The following is a 19,228-nucleotide window of genomic DNA, read 5'->3' on the forward strand; positions in this document are numbered from 1 at the left end:
TCTAACCGCGCAACTGCTTGAGTTTGCGGTACAGCGTCGCGCGGCTGATGCCCAGCGCTTCGGCGGCGGCCGATACATTGCCCTGGTGACGCGCCAGGGCGCCACGGATCAACTCCAGTTCATTCTCGCGCAGGCTACCGGCCACAGGAGCGCCACTGGACAACTCGTCGAGCAGGCAATCGGTCAGGTGATCGAGCCCGAGTATCTGCTCACCCTCCTCGCGCATGGCCAGCGCGGTGCGCAATACCATTTCCAGTTGGCGGATATTGCCCGGCCAGTCGAAGCCTTCGAGCAGGCAGGCCAGTGCCGGATCGAGGGTGACGCCTCGGGCACCGAGCTTGTCCAGCACCCCTTCGATCAGGGCCCCGAGGTCATCGCGCTCGCGCAAGGCCGGCAGGCGCAGGGATACGCCGTTGACCCGGTAGTACAGGTCTTCGCGAAAGTGCTGCTCGGCCACCAGCCGCTTGAGATCGCGGTGCGTGGCACAGATGATCGCCACGTCGATGTCCTGTTCCTCGCCAGCCCCAAGCGGCGCCACGCGACGCTCCTGCAGCACGCGCAGCAGCCGCGCCTGCAGGGCCAGTGGCATGTCACCGATTTCGTCGAGGAACAAGGTGCCGCCATGGGCCTGCATCAGCCGACCGACCATGCCGCCGCGGCGCGAGCCGGTAAACGCGCCGTCGCGGTAGCCGAACAGCTCGGACTCGATCAGCCCTTCGGGAATCGCCGCGCAATTGACGGCCACGAACGCTTTGTCCGCACGCGGGCTGGCCTGGTGCAGAGCGCGCGCCACCACTTCCTTGCCCGTCCCGGTTTCCCCCAGCAGCAGCACCGGCAGGCCGTTGACCAGGCCCTGGCGAGCCATGCGCAAACCCCGCGCCAGACGGCTATCGCCCGCGCCCAGCGCATCGAGCGCCGGCGACTTGAGCGCAGCAACAGGCTTTGTCGCGACGGTCGCCCCCAGGTTGCCATGCCGAGGCAATTGCAGCACCCGAACGAAGAACTCCCCTTTGGCAGTCTGCACACTGCTCATCCCGCCTTGCCACAGGCGGCTGAGAAAGGCCGGCGAACGCTCGCCGAGCAAGTCGCTGCAACGGCGGCCGATCAAGCCAGGGCGTGGCAGCCCGAGCAATTGGCAGGCATTTTCGTTCGCCGCCATCACCTCACCATCAAGGCTCAGGGCCAGTAACCCATGCCAGGCACTGCCCAGGTACTGGGGGCGGCTGTGGAACGCCAGAACCCACTGCTCGGGGTGGTACAGGCCGAACAGCCGACTCTCGATGTTGCCGGCGGCAAGCATCAGGGTCGAGAGGCTGTCCTGGGGCTGGCTCATCACCCCTTCGCGGGTAATGTCGAGTACACCGATTACCTCGCCGCGAGGGTCGCGCAGAGGGACCGAAGTGCAGGAGAACGGGCTGAGGCGATCGAGGTAGTGTTCGCCACAGTTGATCAGGGTGGGCCGCCCTTCGACCACGGCGGTGCCGATGGCATTGGTGCCGCGTAGCGCCTCGCTCCAGCAACTGCCGGGGTGCAGGTCGCGCAGGCCATTGCGGTTGAGCACATGGGTCTGCCCTTCGATGGCCAGCACATTGGCCTGGGCGTCGCCGAGGATGATGATTGCGCCCTTGCCCTGACGCTCGACCAGGTAGTCGAGCTCGGGCGTGACGGCATCAATCAGTGTGCGGTTGAGTTCGAGCAGCGTCTGCAGGTTCTGACCGTGCTCGATGCCAAGGCCGACCTGCTCGCCTTGCAGGCAGTCCAGGCCATGGCCGTGGCTGCGCCGCCATGAGGCATCGATCTCCTCGCGCAGCATGCCCGAAGGCAACTTGCCCTCGTTGGCCAGGTGCAGGCGGACCTGGCGGGATTGCTGCATCGGGTCGTGGGCGTCTGTTATGGGTGATTGTCGCGCCATCGTTTACTCCAGCTGTACCCCGGAACTCTGCGCAGTGTGCGTCAGCGTGCCGTATACGTAAAGCGGGGTTCGGCTGTGGATGGCAGCGACCCAGGCCACAGGGGTTGCCCAGGCCTCCCCAATTCCCCAAAGCTGGGGTTATCCGCCCATCGAATACTCCGGCATTCACTTTTTCGCTCACCCGCCAAAGCCACGCCCCACAAGCCCTGCAGCCCACTTCAAGCAAGCTGGCACAACTGTTGCCGATCCCTGTGCAGACGCCCCAAACCATGGGCCCGTTTGCAGGAGGATCTGCTCATGCACCGACCGACGCCCCACCCACTGGCCATGGCGATCTTCGCCGGCCTGATCCAGCTACCGGCCCAGGCTGCGCTGTACGCGGTCGATACCGGCCCCTACAACCTCGCCAACGGCAACTTCGCCGCCTGGTATCAGGACAGCCATGGTCGAGTCCTCGACCTGTGCCTGTCCAAAGCCGTCAGCTCACGGGTTGCCGGCGCGCCGGGAGCGCCTTCGTACATGTGCACGTTGCTGCCGACTCCGGGCGTCTTCGATGACACCCAGCCCATCCAGTTCCCCAGCAACTTCCCTGACGAAGCCTTCTGGTTCACCGCCGATGCGGCCATCGTCGACGCTGCGCGCGGCATCGACCTGAGCTACGGCACGGCCATCGAGGCAGCCTTCAGCGCCGAGGAGCCGATCGAAGGCGATCAGGTCAGCTTCGCCCGGGTACGCATCCGCGTCGATGTGCCGGTTGCGGGCACTTACGTGGTCACCCACCCCTACGGCGTCGAAGTCTTCGACGTACCGGCCGCTGGCCGCCGCGCGATCAACATGACCCGCGACATCGGCATCGGTTCTCCAGCCGACTTCAGCGGCGCGCTCAAAGGCGATGTCGGGCCGTTCCTGCGCAGCGTCAACGGACCCTACACCGAGACCAATCCCGGTAGCGGAGCGAGCGAACGCTACATCGGCGACCCGAACCTGGAAGAGCCGGTCACCGGCAGCCCGTTCAACACCAACTTCGTGCGTATCGAAGGCCCGAACGGCATCGACCTGCGCACCGAGTTGTTCGCCGTGTCCGGCAAACTGTCGACGATCAACCGCCCGACTCCACTGATCCCGCTGCGCAGCACCTATTCACGGCACACCGAGAACGGCGACCTGCGCGCCCAGCAGGATGTCTTCGTCATGGCCCCGCCAGCACCGGCCACCGTCACCCTGAGCAGCCAGACGCCCACACTGGCACTGGGCGAAGCCAACGGCACCGGCGCCTGGTACGCCCAGTCGGCGCTCAACCCGAGCCTGCCGCTGACCCTGCAGGTGACCGCCGACAACAGCCTGGCAATCGCCACCAGCACACCGACCACGGCGCCCATGAGCCTGACCGACCTGGTCACCATCACCCGCGCCGAGTACAGCCTCGCCACCGGTCAACTGACGCTGGTCGCCAGCAGCAGCGACGAAACCACCCCCCCGGCCCTTACCGCGCACACCGGCAACGGCGCGCTGATCGGTAGCCTGTCGGGCAACGGTGCGGTGAAGACGCTGACCACCGGGCTCTCGCCAATCCCGCCGGCCAAGGTGCAAGTCACCAGTGCCCAGGGCGGCAGCGACAGCGAAGACGTGGAGCTGGTGCCATGAACAGACAGAAGCCCCGCCTTCAAGGAGGCAGCATGAACACTTGGCCACGCCGGGCGCTATGCGCCGCCGGGTTCACCCTCACGCTCAGCAGTGCGGCCTGGGCCGCGCTCTCCGAGGTCGACCCCGGGCCCTACACCTTTGCCACCGGGGGTTACCCCATGTGGTACAAGGACTCGGACAACCTCTCGCTGGAACTGTGCCAGTCGCGCGCCACCAGCAGCCGCGCACCGGGCGCGCCGGGCGCACCTGCCTACATGTGCACCCTGCTGCCCGAACCCGGCGTCTACGACGACGCCCTGCCCCTGGTGTTCCCGGACAACTGGCCACCGGAGATGTTCTGGTTCCTCGCCGAAACCGACATTCCGCAGGTGGGCAACAGCGGCTACGAGCTGGAAGTCTATGTCGCCGGCCTTGAAGCCGCCTTCGCGGCCGAGAACCCGGTGAACGGCGACCAGCAGAGCTTCGCCCGCATCCGCATCCGCGCCTCGGTGCCGCGCACCGGCACCTACACCATCACCCACCCCTATGGGGTCGAGACGGTCAACGTGACCACCGCGGGCCGGCGCGCGATCAACATCACCCGCGACATCGGCATCGGCGCACCGGGCAACTTCAGCGGCGCACTCACTGGCAACCTCGGGCCATTCCTGCGTGGCGTCGGTGGCCCCTACAGCGAGGTCAATCCGGACACCGGTGCCACCGAGACCTTCATCGGCGACCCCAATCGCGTCGAAGCGGTGACCGGCAGCCCGTTCAACACCAACTTCGTGCGTATCCAGGGCCCGGCCGGCACGATCCAGACCAACACCTTCACCGTCTCCGGCAAGGTGCTCGATCAACGCCAGCAGACCCCCGTGGAACTGCAACGCGCCACCTACCAGCGCAATGGCGCCGGCACCCGCGTCGAAGTGTTCGCCAAGGCGCCAAACAGCGCCAGCCTTTGCCTGCGCAATGGCCTGGCACTGGTCGGCACGCCGCCCTCGCCCTGCCAGTTCAGCCTGACGCCGGACAACAACGGGTTGTTCTTCAGCCAGCAACTGAGCCAGGCCGCACCACCGCCTGTGGTGGTGGTCACCGCCAGCAGCACCGCTGGCACCACCCGGCCGACCGCGCTGTCGAGCAAGTTCACCGATGTGGTCAAGGTGCGCACGGCACGCTACGACTGGGCCAACAAGCGCCTGCTGATCGAAGCCAGCTCCAGTGACGAGGTGCAGGTCCCCGACCTGGTCGCCCAAGGCTTCGGCCGCCTGTCCAAGAGCGGCACCTTGCAGAGCCTTACGGTCAGCGACCTGACCCAGCCCCCTGCCAGCATCACCGTCAAGTCCGCCCATGGCGGCAGTGACGTCGAGCCGGTGACCGTGGTCGGGGCAGCGCCGGTCGCCGCCGAGAACCAGCCTCCCGTGGCCCAGGCCGACAACGGCAGCACCAGCGTCGGCGTACCGCTGAGCCTGAACCTGCTGGCCAACGACAGCGACCCGGACGGCAACCTGCCACTGACCATCACCGACCTGAGCCAGCCAGGCACCGGCCTTGGCTCGGTGGTGCTAAACGGCACCACCGCCGTGACCTACACCCCACCACCTGGCGCCAGCAACGCCTTCGTCGCTACCTTCAGCTACCGCGCCCAGGACGCCAAGGGGCTGAAATCGACAGCAGCCACGGTCACGGTCAATGTCGCCCCGAACCAGCCACCGACCGCCGTCGCCGACAGCGCCGCCACCTTGGGTGTACCGCTGACCCTCGACGTGCTGGCCAACGACACCGATCCGGAAGGCAACCTGCCGCTGGCCATCGCCAGTGTCACCCAGCCCATTCCGGCCGGACGCGGCACGGTCAGCAGCAACGGCAGCGTCATCACCTACACGCCGCCAACCACCGTCAGCGCACCGTTCACCACGACCTTCACCTACGTCGCGCGTGACGCCATCGGCGCACTGTCGAGCCCTGCCACGGTCACGCTGCAGGTTTCGCCGCGCCCCGCGCAGGAGACCTTCGCCGTCACCGCAGCGACCGTCACGGCGCGTTCCAACAACCGCTTCAACTGGGACATCAGCGGCACCTCTTCGGTGACCACCGGCAACACCATCACGGTACAGGTGACCACCCCGGACGGCCTGGTGACACTGGGCAGCACCACGGTGCCGGTCACCGGACGCTGGCGCCTGGCCGTGAGCAACAGCACCACGGTGATCCCGACGGCCAACCCGACGGCGACCATCCGCAGTAGCCAAGGCACCGTGCGCACCGTGCCAGTCACCGTGCAGTAGCGCGAAAGAGAACGCCATGCACCTGCTCCCCCTGCTGCTCGGCCTGACCCTGGTCACCCCGCTCACCTGGGCCGACGACCTGATGGACAACGCCGACCTGGTCGCTGGCAACGACCTCGGCGAGCCCGTGATCGTTCGCGTACTGCCGGCAGGCGCCGGCCAGGTGGCCTCGATCGAGCAGCAGGGTACGGGCAACCGCGCCCTGCTCGGCCAGGACGGCCAGGCCCTGCTGGGTCGTATCGTCCAGGCCGGCGGCGCACAGGAGGCGTTCATCCTGCAGGAAGGCAGTGACCTGATGGCCACGATCAGCCAGCAGGGCCAAGGCAACAGCGCCTCGATCCGCCAGAGCGGTAGCCACAACAGTGCGCAGGTCGAGCAGATCGGCAACGACAACAGTGCCCTGATCCAGCAGAACGGCTCGGGGCTCAACAGTGCCGTGACCCAGGCCGGCAACGGCCAGCACGTACAGATCACCCAATACCGATAGACCTGGAGGCACCACCATGTACAAGCTCGCACCCTTGAGCGCTGCCATTACCCTGGCCCTGGTCGGCCAGGTCATGGCCGACGACAGCACCTCGACCCAGACCCAGCAAGGCGCGCAGAACATCGCCGAAGTCCTGCAGACCTTCGCGCCCCTCGCCTCGGTGACGCAGAACCAGGCCGGGCACGACCACAACCACCTGGCGATCCAGGACACCAGCACCAGCCATGTCCAGCAAAGCGCCACCGGCTCGTTCAACGCAGGCTACGCCGAGCAGTTGTTCGAGAACGGCAGCCAGATCACCCAGCAGTCCGGCGGCAGCCTCAACGACAGTTTCGCCAGCCAGTCGGTCGGCGAGAACAACCAGGCGCTACAGACCCAACAGGGGACGGGCAACCGCTCGATCATCTGGCAGGACACCCAGCTCGGCAGTCAGGCCACCACGATGCAGTGGGGCGAACGCAACGAAGCCACCGTCGAGCAACTGTTCGGCGGCACCAACAACCAGAGCCTGATCATGCAGGGCGGCAGCGACAACCAGGCCGCCGCCGAACACATGACCCATGAGAACGGCAACATTGCCATCTACCAGGAGGGCAAGCAGAACTGGGCGTACGGCGACCAACGCGACGGCCAGGGCGGCACCATCGGCATCAGCCAGACCGGCACCGGCCACTCGGTGGAAGTCTGGCAAGACAACCAGGCCCACAGCCAGGCCAGCGTGCTGCAGAACGGCCAGCTCAACGAAGGCTACATCGACCAGAGCTTCGGCCAGGATAACCTCGCCATGTTGAGCCAGAGCGGTCGGGGCAACGCCAGTTGGTCCGATCAGTTCGAAACCACCCAGTCGGTGACCAGTATCAGCCAGACCGGCAATGCCAACCTGCACTTCACCTACCAGACCGGCGACAACCACAACCTGAGCATCCAGACCAATGGCGTCGGCAACAAGATCATGGCCAGCAACTGGAAGGGCGAGAAGTCCGGCGGGCAGTTCGGTAGCAGCCAGCGCGCCGAGATCAACCAGCAAGGGGTGATGAACACCGTCAACTTCACGCAGGAAGGTGCCAACCAGCTGGCGCGCCTGAACCAGAACGGCAACCGCAACCAGATGCAGACCCACCAGGCCGACAGCAACAACGAGCTGTATTTCGAACAGAACGGCAGCGACAACCTGCTGATCGCCGACCAACGCGGCACCGCCAACTATGCCGAGGGCCTGGCCGCGGGCAATGGCGGCAGCATCACCCTCGAGCAATCGGGCGGCGGCAACCAGAGCTACACCTACCAGCTGTATGGCAGCGGCAACCAGGCGAGCATCAAGCAGACCGACGGCGTCAACGTCGCGTATGTGACCCAGGGTGGCAACGGCAACCAGGCGTTCGTCGACCAGAGCGGGGCCAACATGAACGCCACCATCAACCAGATCGGCAACGCCAACAGTGCGACCGTGACTCAGCAATAACCGCTCCCCCCTTGGACCGTGGCGCCCCGCTCCCGGGCGCCGCGGTTCCTTTTTCGATCCCGGGATGTCGTAGCCCACCGATCATTCGGCATGGGCTGGCCGAGCCAACAGCGATACAATCCAGGCTTACCCACGCCAGTGCTCCCCATGATCCAGTCCGACCTCGACCTTTTCGGTTCTCAACCGCAATCTCTGGCCAGCCAGGTCATGCTGTTGCCAGGCTTTGCCCTGCCCGAGGTCGAAGCCCTGCTCGATGCCCTGCGCCCGGTGTTGCGCGCGGCGCCGTTCCGACACATGCAAACCCCCGGAGGGCTGCACATGGCCGTCGCGCTGAGCAATTGCGGCAGCCTGGGCTGGGTCAGCGACGCGCGTGGCTACCGCTACAGCCCGCTGGATCCGCTGAGCGGCAAGCCCTGGCCGGCGCTGCCCGAGGTGCTGTTGACGCTGGCTGCGCGAGCCGCTTCCCAAGCTGGCTTCGAAGGGTTCGTGCCGGATGCCTGCCTGGTCAACCACTACCTGCCCGGTACACGCCTGAGCTTGCACCAGGATCGCAACGAGCAGGATTTCAGCCAGCCGATCGTGTCGATTTCGCTGGGGCTGCCCGCGGTCTTTCTGCTCGGCGGCATGCAGCGCAGCGACCGACCGCGGCATGTGCCGCTCAGTCATGGCGATGTCATGGTATGGGGTGGCGAGGATCGCTTGCGCTTTCATGGCGTGCTGCCGATCAAACCGGGCAAGCATGAGCGAATGGGGGAACGGCGGATCAACCTGACCCTGCGCAAGGCGGGTTGAGCGAGCGTACCGAATGCAGGTTCGGCACACTCACTCCAGCAGCATCAGCGACTGGCCTCCAGCACCTGATTCAATGCCGCCCCGTCGATACTCAAGGTCGCCGAATCGAACATGCCGTTGACGTAATTGCGCACCAGTTGCTCCTGACGTTGTGCCCTGAGCAGTTGGGTCAGTTGCGGTGTCACCTCCTCCAGGGTTGCCGCCCGCGCCGGTTGCTGTTCGACCAACTTGATGATGTGCAGGCCTGCGGCACTGCGCACCGGTTCACTTACACCATCGACCTTGAGCCGAGTCACCACCTCGCGCACTTCAGGTAGCAACTGGTCGAGCGCCTGCAGCCCGGTGTCGCCGCCCTGGGCAGCAGTGCCGGTGTCCTGGGAGTGCTCGCGGGCGAGCGTGGCGAAATCGCCATCGCGTGCCTGCTTGGCCAGGGCCTGGGCCTGCTTGACCACTGCCTCATCGTCCTTGGGCTTTTCGACCCGCAGGAAGATCTGGCTCAAGCGATAGCGTACCGGCAGGCGCAGTTCGTCCTTGTTGGCTTGGTAAGCCTGCTCGAGCTCGGCCTGGCTCGGGTAGTCGTCAGGCACTCGCGTGACCGACGCGAGGTAGTCGCGCAAGACGATCTGCTCGCTCAGGGCGCGAGTCTGCGCCTCGACGTCCGGACGCTGTGGCCAGCCCTTGGCTTCGGCTTGGCGATACAACGCCTTTTCTGCCAGACGTGCGCGGATCCACGCCTCCAGTGCCGGTCTATCGCCACGCAGGTGCTCGCGAGTCGGCTCCGGCAACTGCGCAAGCAAGGTCTTCAGTTCGTCGCTGCCGACCTTCTGCTCGCCCAGGCTGGCCAACACAGGCCCTTTGACCTGGGTCGCAGCCGGGTGCGCTGCGGCCACCGGCTCCTCCCCCGGACGCAGTACCAGGGCGACAGCCACCGCAATGACGGCCAGCGCACCCGCGCCGGCCCAGAAGGTGCGGGAGGTCACGAAGCAGTCGCCGCGCTGGTCGCCTGTTCGGTCTGGTCGGCGACATTGCGGCTATAGTCGCGCAGGTAGACGATGAACTCCTGCAGCAGGCGATCCCACAGCACCAGGCTGCCCAGCAGATGCTTCTCGCTGACGCCATCGGCAACCACCACGTCTTTTTCCATCACCAGGAACTCGCCCTGCACCGACAGCCGGGCGAAACGACGGCTGGCGTTCCAGCGCTCGGCCAGCCCGGCCGGCAGCTCGCCCTGGATGCGCAGCGCGCAACTGAAGGTAAAGTCGAGGAACTCGCCCTCCTGGCCATTGGCTCGATTACCGAACCGTACTGCGTAACCCACGCCCTGGCTGGCGCTGAGCAGCTGCACAACGGCATTCTGCTCGCTACGATTGACCCGGCAGCCGGCGTCCTGCAGCAGCTTGGTCAGGGAATCGGCGCTCACGGTTTCGATCAGGGTGACTTCGGTCATGTGTAGCCTTCCTTGTGGTGATGAAACAGCTCGGATTCATTCACGTGCAGCAGGAAGACGGCTGTAGCGGGGGCTGGCAAGACATCAGCGCTGGCGAAACTCCCTGCCTCTGCGACCGTCCATCTGCAATCGCGCGTGTCGATATCAAGTAGTAGCACAAGGATTGCGCTCGGCCAGAAATTCCCTTCGCCTGACAACGGTAAATAGCGGCGAACGCCACCCTACGCCCTTTCAAAGCCCGGTGCTTGTGTGTAAAACGGTCCAACCATCTTCTTCGACGCAAGGACCTCCAGCATGCGCTACCGCCCTCTCGGCCGCTCCGGCCTGCAAGTCTCAGCCCTGACCCTGGGCAGCATGATGTTCGGCGAGCAGACCGATACCGAGGCTTCGCTGCGCATCATCGACCGCGCCTGGGACCAGGGCATCAACTTCATCGATACCGCCGATGTCTACAACGCCGGGCGCTCCGAAGAGATCGTCGGCGAAGCGGTGGCACGCCATCGCCAGGACTGGATCGTCGCCTCCAAGGCCGGCTACGGTCCGGCAGACGGCCTGCCCAACCGCAGCGGGCTGTCACGCAAGCACCTGTTCAATGCGCTGGAGGCAACACTGACGCGCATGGACACCGACTACCTGGACATCTACTACCTGCACCGCGAAGACCACAAGGTGCCGCTGGAGGAGACCGTGCGTGCCATCGGTGATCTGCTGCAGCAAGGCAAGATCCGCTATTGGGGCGTGTCCAACTTCCGCGGCTGGCGCATCGCCGAGATCTGCAACCTGGCCGAGCGCCTCGGGGTGCCCAAGCCTGTGGTGAGCCAGCCGCTGTACAACATCGTCAACCGCCAGGCCGAGCCCGAGCAACTGACCGCCGCGGCCTACCACGGGCTGGGCGTGGTGCCGTTCAGCCCTCTGGCCCGTGGCGTGCTCAGCGGCAAGTACGCGCCAGGCTCGACCCCTGACGCCGGCAGCCGCGCCGGGCGCCAGGACAAGCGGATCATGGAAGTGGAGTGGCGTCAGGAGTCGCTGGCCATCGCCCAGAAGATCCACGCCTACACCGACGCCAAGGGAGTGGGTATCGTCGAGTTCGCCATCGCCTGGGTGCTCAACAACCAGCTGGTCAGTTCGGCCATCGTCGGCCCGCGCACCGAGGCGCAGTGGGAAACCTACGCCGGAGCGCTGGAGGTGAACATCACCGCCGAGGACGAAGCCTTCATCGACTCGCTGGTAACACCGGGGCATGCCTCGACACCGGGGTTCAACGACGTGGCGCATTTCGTCCCGGGGCGCTTGGCGCGCTGAACGTCAGGCAATGGCACTCCGTGAAGAATGTGGCAGGCGGCTGCCGTTGGGGTGCCCTTTATGCGCTGACTTCAAAGTCATCCAAGTTCAATCCGGCGGTATCTTGGATCTGGATCACTTTGATATCTCGAGCCGAGGAAGTGAAGCTGTATTCATCCTTTCCGTTTGCACCCAGGGTCACCGTCCGGGTATCGATCGTCGCCCCCTGCGCGTTCAGGTAGGTGATGTACGCAGTGGTGCTGTTCTGGACACCGAGCGTAAAATTACAGCGGAAAGTCCTGAAAGTGCCATTAAGTTCGAACCGGACCGTCGCCAGGTTCATACGCAGATAGTTCCCTTTGAGAAGCGGCCAGTCTGACTGAGCTGTCAGAATTATAATATTTTGGCCACTGATCACTCGGCACATGTTCCCTCCCAACATGGGTAGTACCCCACCCGGCCGAACTTCATGGTTATAGGCGTAACTACTGAAGTCGTCCCGGATCACACTGGGGCCCTGAATGATTTCATAAGCGTTTTCACGAAACACTACGCGACTGCGCCCCTGGTCGAAGGAGACTTCGAATCGCAGCGTAATGCGGCTGCCGCCAAGCAATTCCCCAAGCGTCGATAAGGCGATCGTGCTTCTGACAGCTCCCAGCTGGTCAAGTGGTTTGCCGTTCCACACTTGCTGAGTCCATTGGCTGCCATTTGCGTAGGTTCCGCTGTACCTGAGATAGATCAATTGCCCCAGCGTCTGCAGCGGCCAAGCGGCGACAGACACGTTTGCATCGGCTCTGAGATTGATAACATCCAACCTCCCGCCAACGGCTTCTGCGATAGCCGGAACAGGGAGCCTGTCAGCAGTCGGATTCAGCACCTGCAACTGCAGCTCGGCAGACCCTAGGGTCTTGCCCCGCCGCGTCACTTGGTAACTGACGCTAACGGTACTGTTGATACTGGATATGATGTGGTCACTGAGAATGCGGAAAACGACTCTGTTCGAGGTATTGCCGTTTTGCGCCGGATATGACCTGCCGTTGTACAACAGCACAATGCTGTCCTCGGGTTGCATGTCGTACTCGACCAAAGCGTCGGCACCATTCGCCGCATTCAAAGGGTCAAGCACATTGTTGGGGGCCGCGGGAATTTTCACGGCATTTAACTCAAGATCATCACTTACCGTAACCGTAAACTTGAGTGCGGCGGATCGACGCGCTGCTTGATCAGATGTCATCTTGGTGAGCCTCTGAGTTTCCCACTGGGTGTCATTTCGCTGACTGGAGAACATTCTAGGGACCTCACAACGGGTGCGAAACTGGCAATTCTGCTAGCTCAAAGGCATCGAGAAGGGGCAGAGAGCCGCTCTGGTGGGCGCCAATGTTTACGCTCTGCCACGCGACATTGGGGAGCGACAAGCGGGGATACCGGTCCCCCCTTTCCCCAATGGGATCGGTATGGTGCTGCTCATCGTCTTTACCGCACCCAGAGGCTTCAATGACACTCGAGCACCTGTTCCGCCCCGTTCATGTCGGCGCCCTTACCCTGCCAAACCGCGTCTTCATGGCGCCCCTGACACGCCTGCGCAGCCTGGAGCCGGGCGATGTGCCCACGCCGCTGATGGCCGAGTATTACAGCCAGCGTGCCAGTGCCGGGCTGATCATCAGCGAAGCGACGCAGATTTCCTTCCAGGCCAAAGGCTATTCGGGATCGCCAGGTATCCACACCGACGCGCAGATCGCCGGATGGCGCCTGGTCAACGAAGGCATCCACGCAGCAGGTGGCCACAGCGCGGTGCAGGTCTGGCACACCGGACGCATTTCCCACACCTCGCTACAGCCCGGCCAGGCCGCGCCAGTCGCGCCCTCGGCATTGCCTGCCGATGCTCGCACCTCGCTGCGCGACGCACAGGGCAATGTGATTCGCGTCGAGACCTCTGCACCACGGGCCTTGAGCGAAGCCGAAATCGCCGACATCGTCGCTGACTTCGGCCAGGCCGCGCGCAATGCGCAGCGCGCAGGCTTCGACCTGATCGAACTGCACGCCGCCCACGGTTACCTGCTGCACCAGTTCCTCTCGCCCAGCGCTAACGTACGTGAGGACCGCTATGGCGGCAGCGTCGAGAATCGCGCGCGGATCGTGCTGGAAGCGGTAGACGCCGCCATCGCCGCCTGGAGCGCCGATCGCGTGGCGATCCGCATCTTCCCGCTGGGGCCGTTCAATGGGGTCGACAACGGTGAAGACCAGGAAGCCGCGGCGTTGTACCTGATCGGCGAACTGGCCAAGCGCAACCTGGCTTATCTGCACCTGTCAGAGCCGGATTGGGCAGGCGGCAAACCGCTGCGTGACGAATTCCGCGAAGCCATCCGTGCGGTGTATCCAGGGGTGATCGTCGCGGCTGGCGGCTACACCCCGGAAAAAGCCGAGGCGCTGATTGCACGGGGGCTGATCGATGCCGTCGCGTTCGGGCGTAGCTATATCGCCAACCCGGACCTTGTGGAGCGCCTTCAGCAACAAGCGCCTTTGAACGAGCACCGCGCGCAGTTCGATTACGCCAACGGTGCCGAAGGCTATACGGACTACCCTGCGCTACGCCGGGCGTAACATCAGAGCCTCTGCAGGCGCGGGCATGCCCGCGTCTGCAGGTGGGGGCTTTTTCGCAGCGGGTTCAACCAGTCACCACGGTGCCTGGCGCGCCTTGAGGACGTGGGGCCTTGCCACCCGACAAGCGCCAGCTCACCCCGGTAACGCCATAACGCTCGGCCATCGGGCGGCTTACCTTTCTGATCTTCTCCCGTCCGAACTTCGGAATGATCCCGACCCCTGCATCACAACTGGCCCAATGCCATGCCTCGGCATTGTCCATTCGCTCCGATCGAATGATGAAACTGCGCGCCTCGGCGTGCAGCGTGTATTCGATGATGTACAACTGTGGAGCTGGCATCACGGGCCTCCTCTTCTCCATGGATGACTTTTGATTGATCAGAGTTTTCCGTGAAGATTCAAAAGATTGTCGAGCTCACTCGAAAACAGCGCCAAGGCTGCTTCGTCAGCGGCTGAGTAGCAGCGCAATCATGGGTTGCGGCCACTGCCGTGGCTGTTCTGGCCACCCCGGCGCCCGGCTTCGGAAGCGCGTGCTCGATCATTGGCGAAGTTGCCCCCGGAATTCTGGCCACCCTTCTGGCCAGCGCGGGAGGCCCGCTCGCGGTCGTTGGCGAAATTGCCAGGATTGGTTTCCTTGGTGCCACCGCGCTGGCTTGGGCGGTCCTGATCGTGTGCCATGTCGTTTCTCCTTTGGCGATCTGTGGCGCAAGGCGCGAATGCGCGCCTTACAAGAGTTCCGAACGGGCGTGTGACGATCTGCTCCATCGCGTTGCAGGGGAACTGACCGGCGGCGCTAAAAGGCAGGGCCATCGAACGCTTGTGCGCGAACCTGTGGGCCGCCGTACAACACGGGGCTTCAGGCGTGCACACTCCACTGCACCATATCCGCAGCGAGCGGCAGGTCATCGATGGCATGGATCATTCCGCTGGCCAGGGCCTCCCGTGGCCCTAGGATGCGTGGATAAGCCATCAGGTAACGCATCACATCCAGGTCCTCGGCCGAGCCTTGCGTACGTTCGGCGACGATCTCGGCATACAGACGCAAGTCGTAGTCCAGGCTCATGGCGTACTCGGCCATGCGCGCGTGGTCCACCGAGCCGTGCAAGGTCCAATGGAACGGGTGGAAGAGGAACTTGCTGTACTGGCAGGCCGTACGATGGCTGCCTGCAAGAAACAGGATATTGCCCATCGACTCGACCGTGCCGAGGTTATGGGTATGCACGGGCACCGGCTGGCCAAGCAGGAAGTTGTACAGCGTGAAGCCATAGCTGCATTCGCCGCCCATGGTGGCGATGTTGATCTGCAACACCTCGGCGCCCTGCTGCACGGCACGTGAGCAGGTGTTGATCAGGTTGCCACAGGTCGAGGAATTGATCGGGCCAGTGAAATGAATGATGTGTCGGGCCATGCGTACCTCCAGGGGTCGTCCATCCAGGACGATGGTTCAGTCGGGCTGCCGCTGCATTGGGCCCGGCATTCGGTGGAATCGTCCGGCCAGGCAAAGTTCCCCTGAAACACCCCGGCCGGCAGAAACCGTCAGCGTTGCGCCCCTGCGCAGGGCTGACGGGGTCGCGCCGTGCTGTGGCATTATCGACACTCCGACCGCCCGCGAGCGCCTGTGCATGCTGATCGACGAAGAACTGACCTTGAAGAAGCTCGAGACCTTTCTCGCCTTCATGCGCAGTGGCAACCTGGGCCGCGCCGCCAGCGAGCTGTCGACCAGCGCGGTCAGCGTGCACCGGGCGATCCACTCGCTGGAAAACGCCCTGCGCTGCCCGCTGTTCAAGCACGAAGGCCGCCAGCTGATCCCGCTGGAAAGCGCCTATGTGCTGGAGAAAAAGGCCCGGCAACTGCTGCAGGACGCCGAGCAGATGGTGCGCCAGACCCGCGAGGCCGCAGGTTTCTATGCCGAACGCTTTCGCCTGGGGGCGCTGTATTCGCTCACGGTCAAGACCGTGCCCAAGCTGGTCATGGGCCTGAAGCTGCGCCGCAGCGAGCTGAACATCGACCTCACCCTTGGCTCGAACGTCGACTTGCTGCACCGTCTCAAGAACCATGAACTGGACGCCATCCTGGTCTCGCTCGACGACAGCATCAACGATCCGGCCTGTGAACACCTGGCGCTGTTTTCCGACGATATCTTCCTGGCCGTGCCGACCGACTCGCCGTTCGCCGAGCAGGCCGAAGTCGACCTGGCGGACCTGGCCGACTCCACCTTCATCACCCTCACACAGGGTTTCGCCACCCACCGCGATGGCGCACGAGTCTTCGAGCAGGCCGGCTTCGAACCGAAGGTGGCGATGCAGGTGAACGATATCTTCACCCTGCTGAGCATGGTCAGCTCAGGGGTCGGTTATGCCCTGCTGCCGGGCCGTATCGCCGCGGTGTACGAGAACCGTGTGCGCTTGATCGCGCTGCAACCGCGCTACCGGTTGCAGCAGCATATCGGTGCAGTGTTTCTCAAGGCGCGCGAGCGCGAGCCGAACCTGCTGGCGCTATTGGCCGAGTGCCGGATGTACAGTCGCGAAGGTTGAGAGCCCAGGCCGACCCTTATCCCACCAGGCCGCGTACACAGAAGTACAGGATCGACGGCCCCATCAGGCACCCCAGCCCGGTATGGAAAGTGGCGGTCAGCGCACCGTAGGGCACCAATCGCCGGTCCGTTGCCGCCAATCCGGCCGTCACCCCGGAAACGGTCCCGGCCAGGCCGCCGAACACCATCGCCGAGCGCGGGTTGTCCAAGGCCAGCAGGCGTGCCGACACCGGCGTGAACACCATCACCAGGATCGCCTTGATCAGGCCGGTCGCAATCGACAAGGCCATCACGTCGGAGCTTGCCCCCAGCGCCGCCCCGGTCACCGGCCCGACGATGTAGGTCACCGCGCCCGCGCCAATGGTGGTGATGCTGACCGCATCGCGATACCCAAACGCCCAGGCCACCGCGGCACCGACGATGAAGGGCAGCACAGTGCCCAGCAACAGTGCCACCGCACCAATCACCCCGGCCTTGCGCGCTTCGGTGGCCTGCACTTCGAAGGCGGTGGCGACAATGGCGAAATCGCGCAGCATCGCCCCGCCCATCAACCCGATCCCGGAAAACAGCGTGACGTCCGCCAGGCCTTTCTGGCCGCCGGTCAGGTTGCCGCCGATCCAGGCCAGCACCAGGCCGATGACGATGGCGATGGCAGAGCCGTGCACGCGGCCGAAGGTCAGGTATTTGGAGAGCATCACCGATACCCACATCACCGCGCCGACGACGGCGAACGCGGTGATCAGGTCGTTGTGTTCCAGGGCTTTCTCAATGAGCGGCCACATATCAGCGACCTCCCGCAGGTGCAGGCTGCGCCGAGGCTGGCGGCGCCGCGTCGAGCGCCGGCAGCGGCTCGCCGCGATGGCTGCGACTGATCAGCGCAATGGTCGCGCCGCACACCAGCACCGCGCCGACAGCGGCCACCACGGCCACGGGCCCGCCATGCAGGGCAGTGACCACATTCTGCTGGGCCGCCATGGCCACCACCACCGGGATGTACATCGCGCCCCAGAAACCGACCCCGAATTCGCATTCCTTGCTCATGCCACCCTTGCGTTGCATGTACAGCCGCGCACAGATCAGCAGGATCATGGCGATGCCGACCCCGCCCACATTGGATTTGACGCCCAACAGCACGCCCAGGAAGTCGCCGACGATGACGCCGGCCAGCGTGCACACCGCCAGCAGAGCTACACCATAGATGATCATTGTTGTTTTCCTCAGGTTGTATCGAAGTTGTTTGTTGTTGTCCTTCGAGCTACAGCGCGGTCATCGGTTGTCGGCCACCTCCTGACGCAACAGTGCATCGATGCTGTCCGCACGCGTGGATTCCACGCTCAGCACTTTTCCAGGTTCAAAGACTCGCCTCGCCAGGCCAGTGAGTACACTGCCCGGCGGCAGCTCAAGGTGCAGGCGCACACCGCGCTCCCAGGCGCTGCGCAGGGTCGCGCGCCAGTCGACGATCCGGGCCATGTTGCCGGCAAGGTCCTCGCGCAGGCGTGCCGGATCGAAAATAGGTCGTGCCGTGCTGGCGCTGAGGTAGGCGATGCGTGGGCGGCGCAACTCGACCTCGGCGAACGCTGCGGCCAGGGTGGCCGCCGGGGCCGCCAGCAAAGGGCAATGGGACGGCACGCTGACGGCCAGGCGCCGAGCCACGCCCTGCCCCAGGCTGCGCGCACGCGTGGCGACTGCCGCCATCGCGGCGTCGCTGCCGGCGATGACGATCTGGTTGTCGCTGTTGAGGTTGGCGAGGTAGACCTCACCTCCAACCGCTTCCAGCAAACCCTCGACACTGGGCAGGTCGAGGCCGCTCAATGCGGTCATGCCATAGCCTGTCGGATAAGCCTCCTGCATCAGCTCGCCACGCAGCGATACCAGGCGCACGGCGTCCTCCAACGCCAACGCCTCGGCGCTGACTGCCGCGGCGTAGGCACCGATCGACAGCCCGGCCACATACCCCGGCGCCGGACTGCGTTGCATCAGCCAGCGCGCCCAGGCCACGCCGGTCAACAGCAGGCACAACTGCACGGCACGGGTATGGCGCAAGGCCTCGGCGCTGTCGAGCATCAGCACCTGCTCGCCCAGTGCCTCGCTGGCCGTTTCGAGCAGGCCCGAACTACCCTCTGGCAGGCGATGAAGCATCCCCACCTGCTGGGCGCCCTGCCCCGGGAACGCGAACAGGCTGCTCATGCCGCATCCTCCTGCAGCTGCCACGGATCACTCACCAGACGCACGCCAGCCGCCGACTTGAGCAGCACCCGACGCGCCCCGCTGGCCCATTCACGCAAGGCAACCGCCCCCAGAGGCGTTTCCAGTTGCGCATCGACGCGACAGGCCGCGCCATCCATCTGTTCCAGCAGTCGAGCGGCCTGATTACGGGGTATCGATACAGGGGCACGCAACAGCAGATCAAGGTCACTGCCAGCGTGCAGCACCTCGATCCCCGTCGCGAGCTGGAAACCCGTGCTGCCGGTAGGTCCCCACAGCCACTCGCGATCGTTCAACCAAGCGCTGACCTGCGATAGCGCACGCAAGGCTGGCGACGACAACTCGCCCTCCCCGCGCAGTGCTTCGGGGCTGACCCGGTGCTCGATGTCCGCCACGCGCATCTGCCAGGCAAAACGCTGCTCGCGCCCTCGCCCGCGCAGCCCGACCGCCACCCCGCCCGGCGCCAAGAGGGCCCGGCGCACAACCACCGGCTCGCCGGCCGCCAATACCGAACGCGCCCAGGCAGGCGCATCGGCAGGCAGCATGGCCGGGGTCATGCCCCAGAGCAGGTCGTGTGGGCGCGGGGCGTACATC

Annotated in this window: 18 protein-coding genes and 1 pseudogene; 8 read left to right on the plus strand and 11 right to left on the minus strand. The window is 64.8% G+C overall.

The features are described 5' to 3' along the window. Position 1 precedes the first annotated feature (1 nt). Positions 2–1,912 (minus strand): sigma-54-dependent Fis family transcriptional regulator, encoded by a 1,911-nt coding sequence (locus ACK3BK_RS12880; protein WP_186719447.1) that lies wholly within the window; start codon positions 1,910–1,912, stop codon positions 2–4. Between the two features lie 297 nt (positions 1,913–2,209). On the opposite strand from ACK3BK_RS12880, the gene ACK3BK_RS12885 reads away from it, so the two are divergent. The 5 genes from ACK3BK_RS12885 to alkB all read left to right on the plus strand — a co-directional run bounded on the left by ACK3BK_RS12885 (position 2,210) and on the right by alkB (position 8,564). After that, a complete protein-coding gene (locus ACK3BK_RS12885) occupies positions 2,210–3,556 on the plus strand; it encodes a hypothetical protein (RefSeq protein WP_411382542.1) in 1,347 nt (448 codons plus the stop codon). A 32-nt stretch (positions 3,557–3,588) separates the two neighbouring features. After that, entirely contained in the window at positions 3,589–5,823 is a 2,235-nt protein-coding gene (locus ACK3BK_RS12890; RefSeq protein WP_411382543.1) for an Ig-like domain-containing protein, read from the plus strand. Positions 5,824–5,839: 16 nt separating this feature from the next. Further along, a complete protein-coding gene (locus ACK3BK_RS12895; protein WP_411382544.1) occupies positions 5,840–6,310 on the plus strand; it encodes a curlin in 471 nt (156 codons plus the stop codon). 16 nt (positions 6,311–6,326) lie between these two features. Beyond that, positions 6,327–7,772: a curlin gene (locus tag ACK3BK_RS12900; RefSeq protein WP_411382545.1), complete on the plus strand. Its 1,446-nt coding sequence runs from the start codon at positions 6,327–6,329 to the stop codon at positions 7,770–7,772. A gap of 147 nt (positions 7,773–7,919) precedes the next feature. Then, on the plus strand, positions 7,920–8,564 hold the full coding sequence (gene alkB / locus ACK3BK_RS12905) for a DNA oxidative demethylase AlkB (RefSeq protein ID WP_186664532.1): 645 nt from the start codon (positions 7,920–7,922) through the stop codon (positions 8,562–8,564). Between the two features lie 44 nt (positions 8,565–8,608). On the opposite strand, the gene ACK3BK_RS12910 is transcribed toward alkB, so the two are convergent. Next, entirely contained in the window at positions 8,609–9,544 is a 936-nt protein-coding gene (locus ACK3BK_RS12910) for a peptidylprolyl isomerase (protein ID WP_186664530.1), read from the minus strand. Beyond that, positions 9,541–10,011 carry a YbjN domain-containing protein gene (locus tag ACK3BK_RS12915; RefSeq protein WP_186664528.1) on the minus strand — a complete coding sequence of 157 codons (471 nt, stop codon included), beginning with the start codon at positions 10,009–10,011 and terminating at the stop codon, positions 9,541–9,543. Before ACK3BK_RS12915 ends, ACK3BK_RS12910 begins: the two co-directional genes overlap by 4 nt. A 294-nt stretch (positions 10,012–10,305) precedes the next feature. On the opposite strand from ACK3BK_RS12915, the gene ACK3BK_RS12920 reads away from it, so the two are divergent. Further along, a complete protein-coding gene (locus tag ACK3BK_RS12920; protein WP_186664524.1) occupies positions 10,306–11,313 on the plus strand; it encodes an aldo/keto reductase in 1,008 nt (335 codons plus the stop codon). 58 nt (positions 11,314–11,371) lie between these two features. Here the strand turns inward: ACK3BK_RS12920 and ACK3BK_RS12925 are convergent, their stop codons facing one another. Next, a complete protein-coding gene (locus ACK3BK_RS12925; RefSeq protein WP_411382546.1) occupies positions 11,372–12,529 on the minus strand; it encodes a hypothetical protein in 1,158 nt (385 codons plus the stop codon). 260 nt (positions 12,530–12,789) lie between these two features. Here ACK3BK_RS12925 and ACK3BK_RS12930 point away from each other — a divergent pair, with 260 nt between their 5' ends. Further along, positions 12,790–13,896 (plus strand): alkene reductase, encoded by a 1,107-nt coding sequence (locus ACK3BK_RS12930; protein ID WP_186719460.1) that lies wholly within the window; start codon positions 12,790–12,792, stop codon positions 13,894–13,896. Positions 13,897–13,960: 64 nt separating this feature from the next. Here the strand turns inward: ACK3BK_RS12930 and ACK3BK_RS12935 are convergent, their stop codons facing one another. From ACK3BK_RS12935 to ACK3BK_RS12945, 3 genes and pseudogenes are all read right to left on the minus strand, one after another. After that, positions 13,961–14,236 carry a DUF6555 family protein gene (locus ACK3BK_RS12935; protein ID WP_411382547.1) on the minus strand — a complete coding sequence of 92 codons (276 nt, stop codon included), beginning with the start codon at positions 14,234–14,236 and terminating at the stop codon, positions 13,961–13,963. A 128-nt stretch (positions 14,237–14,364) separates the two neighbouring features. Further along, positions 14,365–14,520, minus strand: a pseudogene (locus ACK3BK_RS12940) (general stress protein); the annotation flags it as partial. A 232-nt stretch (positions 14,521–14,752) separates the two neighbouring features. Next, positions 14,753–15,304: an ATP-dependent Clp protease proteolytic subunit gene (locus ACK3BK_RS12945; protein WP_186664515.1), complete on the minus strand. Its 552-nt coding sequence runs from the start codon at positions 15,302–15,304 to the stop codon at positions 14,753–14,755. 214 nt (positions 15,305–15,518) lie between these two features. On the opposite strand from ACK3BK_RS12945, the gene ACK3BK_RS12950 reads away from it, so the two are divergent. Continuing rightward, complete coding sequence (locus tag ACK3BK_RS12950; RefSeq protein WP_054891430.1) at positions 15,519–16,430, plus strand: LysR substrate-binding domain-containing protein; 912 nt, start codon at positions 15,519–15,521, stop codon at positions 16,428–16,430. A 16-nt stretch (positions 16,431–16,446) separates the two neighbouring features. On the opposite strand, the gene madM is transcribed toward ACK3BK_RS12950, so the two are convergent. Genes madM through ACK3BK_RS12970 form a run of 4 tightly spaced genes read right to left on the minus strand, consistent with a single transcriptional unit; the run spans position 16,447 to position 19,227 of the window. Continuing rightward, on the minus strand, positions 16,447–17,211 hold the full coding sequence (gene madM, locus ACK3BK_RS12955) for a malonate transporter subunit MadM (RefSeq protein WP_411382548.1): 765 nt from the start codon (positions 17,209–17,211) through the stop codon (positions 16,447–16,449). Between the two features lies 1 nt (position 17,212). Then, entirely contained in the window at positions 17,213–17,635 is a 423-nt protein-coding gene (gene madL, locus ACK3BK_RS12960) for a malonate transporter subunit MadL (protein ID WP_411382549.1), read from the minus strand. A 60-nt stretch (positions 17,636–17,695) separates the two neighbouring features. Further along, on the minus strand, positions 17,696–18,616 hold the full coding sequence (mdcH, locus tag ACK3BK_RS12965; RefSeq protein WP_411382550.1) for a malonate decarboxylase subunit epsilon: 921 nt from the start codon (positions 18,614–18,616) through the stop codon (positions 17,696–17,698). Continuing rightward, complete coding sequence (locus ACK3BK_RS12970; RefSeq protein WP_411382551.1) at positions 18,613–19,227, minus strand: malonate decarboxylase holo-ACP synthase; 615 nt, start codon at positions 19,225–19,227, stop codon at positions 18,613–18,615. The genes mdcH and ACK3BK_RS12970 overlap by 4 nt, the downstream gene beginning before the upstream one ends. Between the last annotated feature and the right edge of the window lies 1 nt (position 19,228).

The organism is Pseudomonas sp. L7 (assembly GCF_046605565.1).
Classification (GTDB): Bacteria; Pseudomonadota; Gammaproteobacteria; order Pseudomonadales; family Pseudomonadaceae; genus Aquipseudomonas; species Aquipseudomonas wayambapalatensis.

Excerpts from the sequence above, each read along its gene's own strand:
- ACK3BK_RS12970 (WP_411382551.1), bottom strand. The coding sequence starts at position 19,227 with ATGTACGCCCCGCGCCCACACGACCTGCTCTGGGGCATGACCCCGGCC.
- ACK3BK_RS12950 (WP_054891430.1), top strand. The coding sequence starts at position 15,519 with ATGCTGATCGACGAAGAACTGACCTTGAAGAAGCTCGAGACCTTTCTC.
- mdcH (WP_411382550.1), bottom strand. The coding sequence starts at position 18,616 with ATGAGCAGCCTGTTCGCGTTCCCGGGGCAGGGCGCCCAGCAGGTGGGG.
- ACK3BK_RS12925 (WP_411382546.1), bottom strand. The coding sequence starts at position 12,529 with ATGACATCTGATCAAGCAGCGCGTCGATCCGCCGCACTCAAGTTTACG.
- ACK3BK_RS12945 (WP_186664515.1), bottom strand. The coding sequence starts at position 15,304 with ATGGCCCGACACATCATTCATTTCACTGGCCCGATCAATTCCTCGACC.
- madL (WP_411382549.1), bottom strand. The coding sequence starts at position 17,635 with ATGATCATCTATGGTGTAGCTCTGCTGGCGGTGTGCACGCTGGCCGGC.
- alkB (WP_186664532.1), top strand. The coding sequence starts at position 7,920 with ATGATCCAGTCCGACCTCGACCTTTTCGGTTCTCAACCGCAATCTCTG.
- ACK3BK_RS12880 (WP_186719447.1), bottom strand. The coding sequence starts at position 1,912 with ATGGCGCGACAATCACCCATAACAGACGCCCACGACCCGATGCAGCAA.
- ACK3BK_RS12935 (WP_411382547.1), bottom strand. The coding sequence starts at position 14,236 with ATGCCAGCTCCACAGTTGTACATCATCGAATACACGCTGCACGCCGAG.
- madM (WP_411382548.1), bottom strand. The coding sequence starts at position 17,211 with ATGTGGCCGCTCATTGAGAAAGCCCTGGAACACAACGACCTGATCACC.
- ACK3BK_RS12930 (WP_186719460.1), top strand. The coding sequence starts at position 12,790 with ATGACACTCGAGCACCTGTTCCGCCCCGTTCATGTCGGCGCCCTTACC.
- ACK3BK_RS12915 (WP_186664528.1), bottom strand. The coding sequence starts at position 10,011 with ATGACCGAAGTCACCCTGATCGAAACCGTGAGCGCCGATTCCCTGACC.
- ACK3BK_RS12900 (WP_411382545.1), top strand. The coding sequence starts at position 6,327 with ATGTACAAGCTCGCACCCTTGAGCGCTGCCATTACCCTGGCCCTGGTC.
- ACK3BK_RS12895 (WP_411382544.1), top strand. The coding sequence starts at position 5,840 with ATGCACCTGCTCCCCCTGCTGCTCGGCCTGACCCTGGTCACCCCGCTC.
- ACK3BK_RS12920 (WP_186664524.1), top strand. The coding sequence starts at position 10,306 with ATGCGCTACCGCCCTCTCGGCCGCTCCGGCCTGCAAGTCTCAGCCCTG.
- ACK3BK_RS12885 (WP_411382542.1), top strand. The coding sequence starts at position 2,210 with ATGCACCGACCGACGCCCCACCCACTGGCCATGGCGATCTTCGCCGGC.
- ACK3BK_RS12890 (WP_411382543.1), top strand. The coding sequence starts at position 3,589 with ATGAACACTTGGCCACGCCGGGCGCTATGCGCCGCCGGGTTCACCCTC.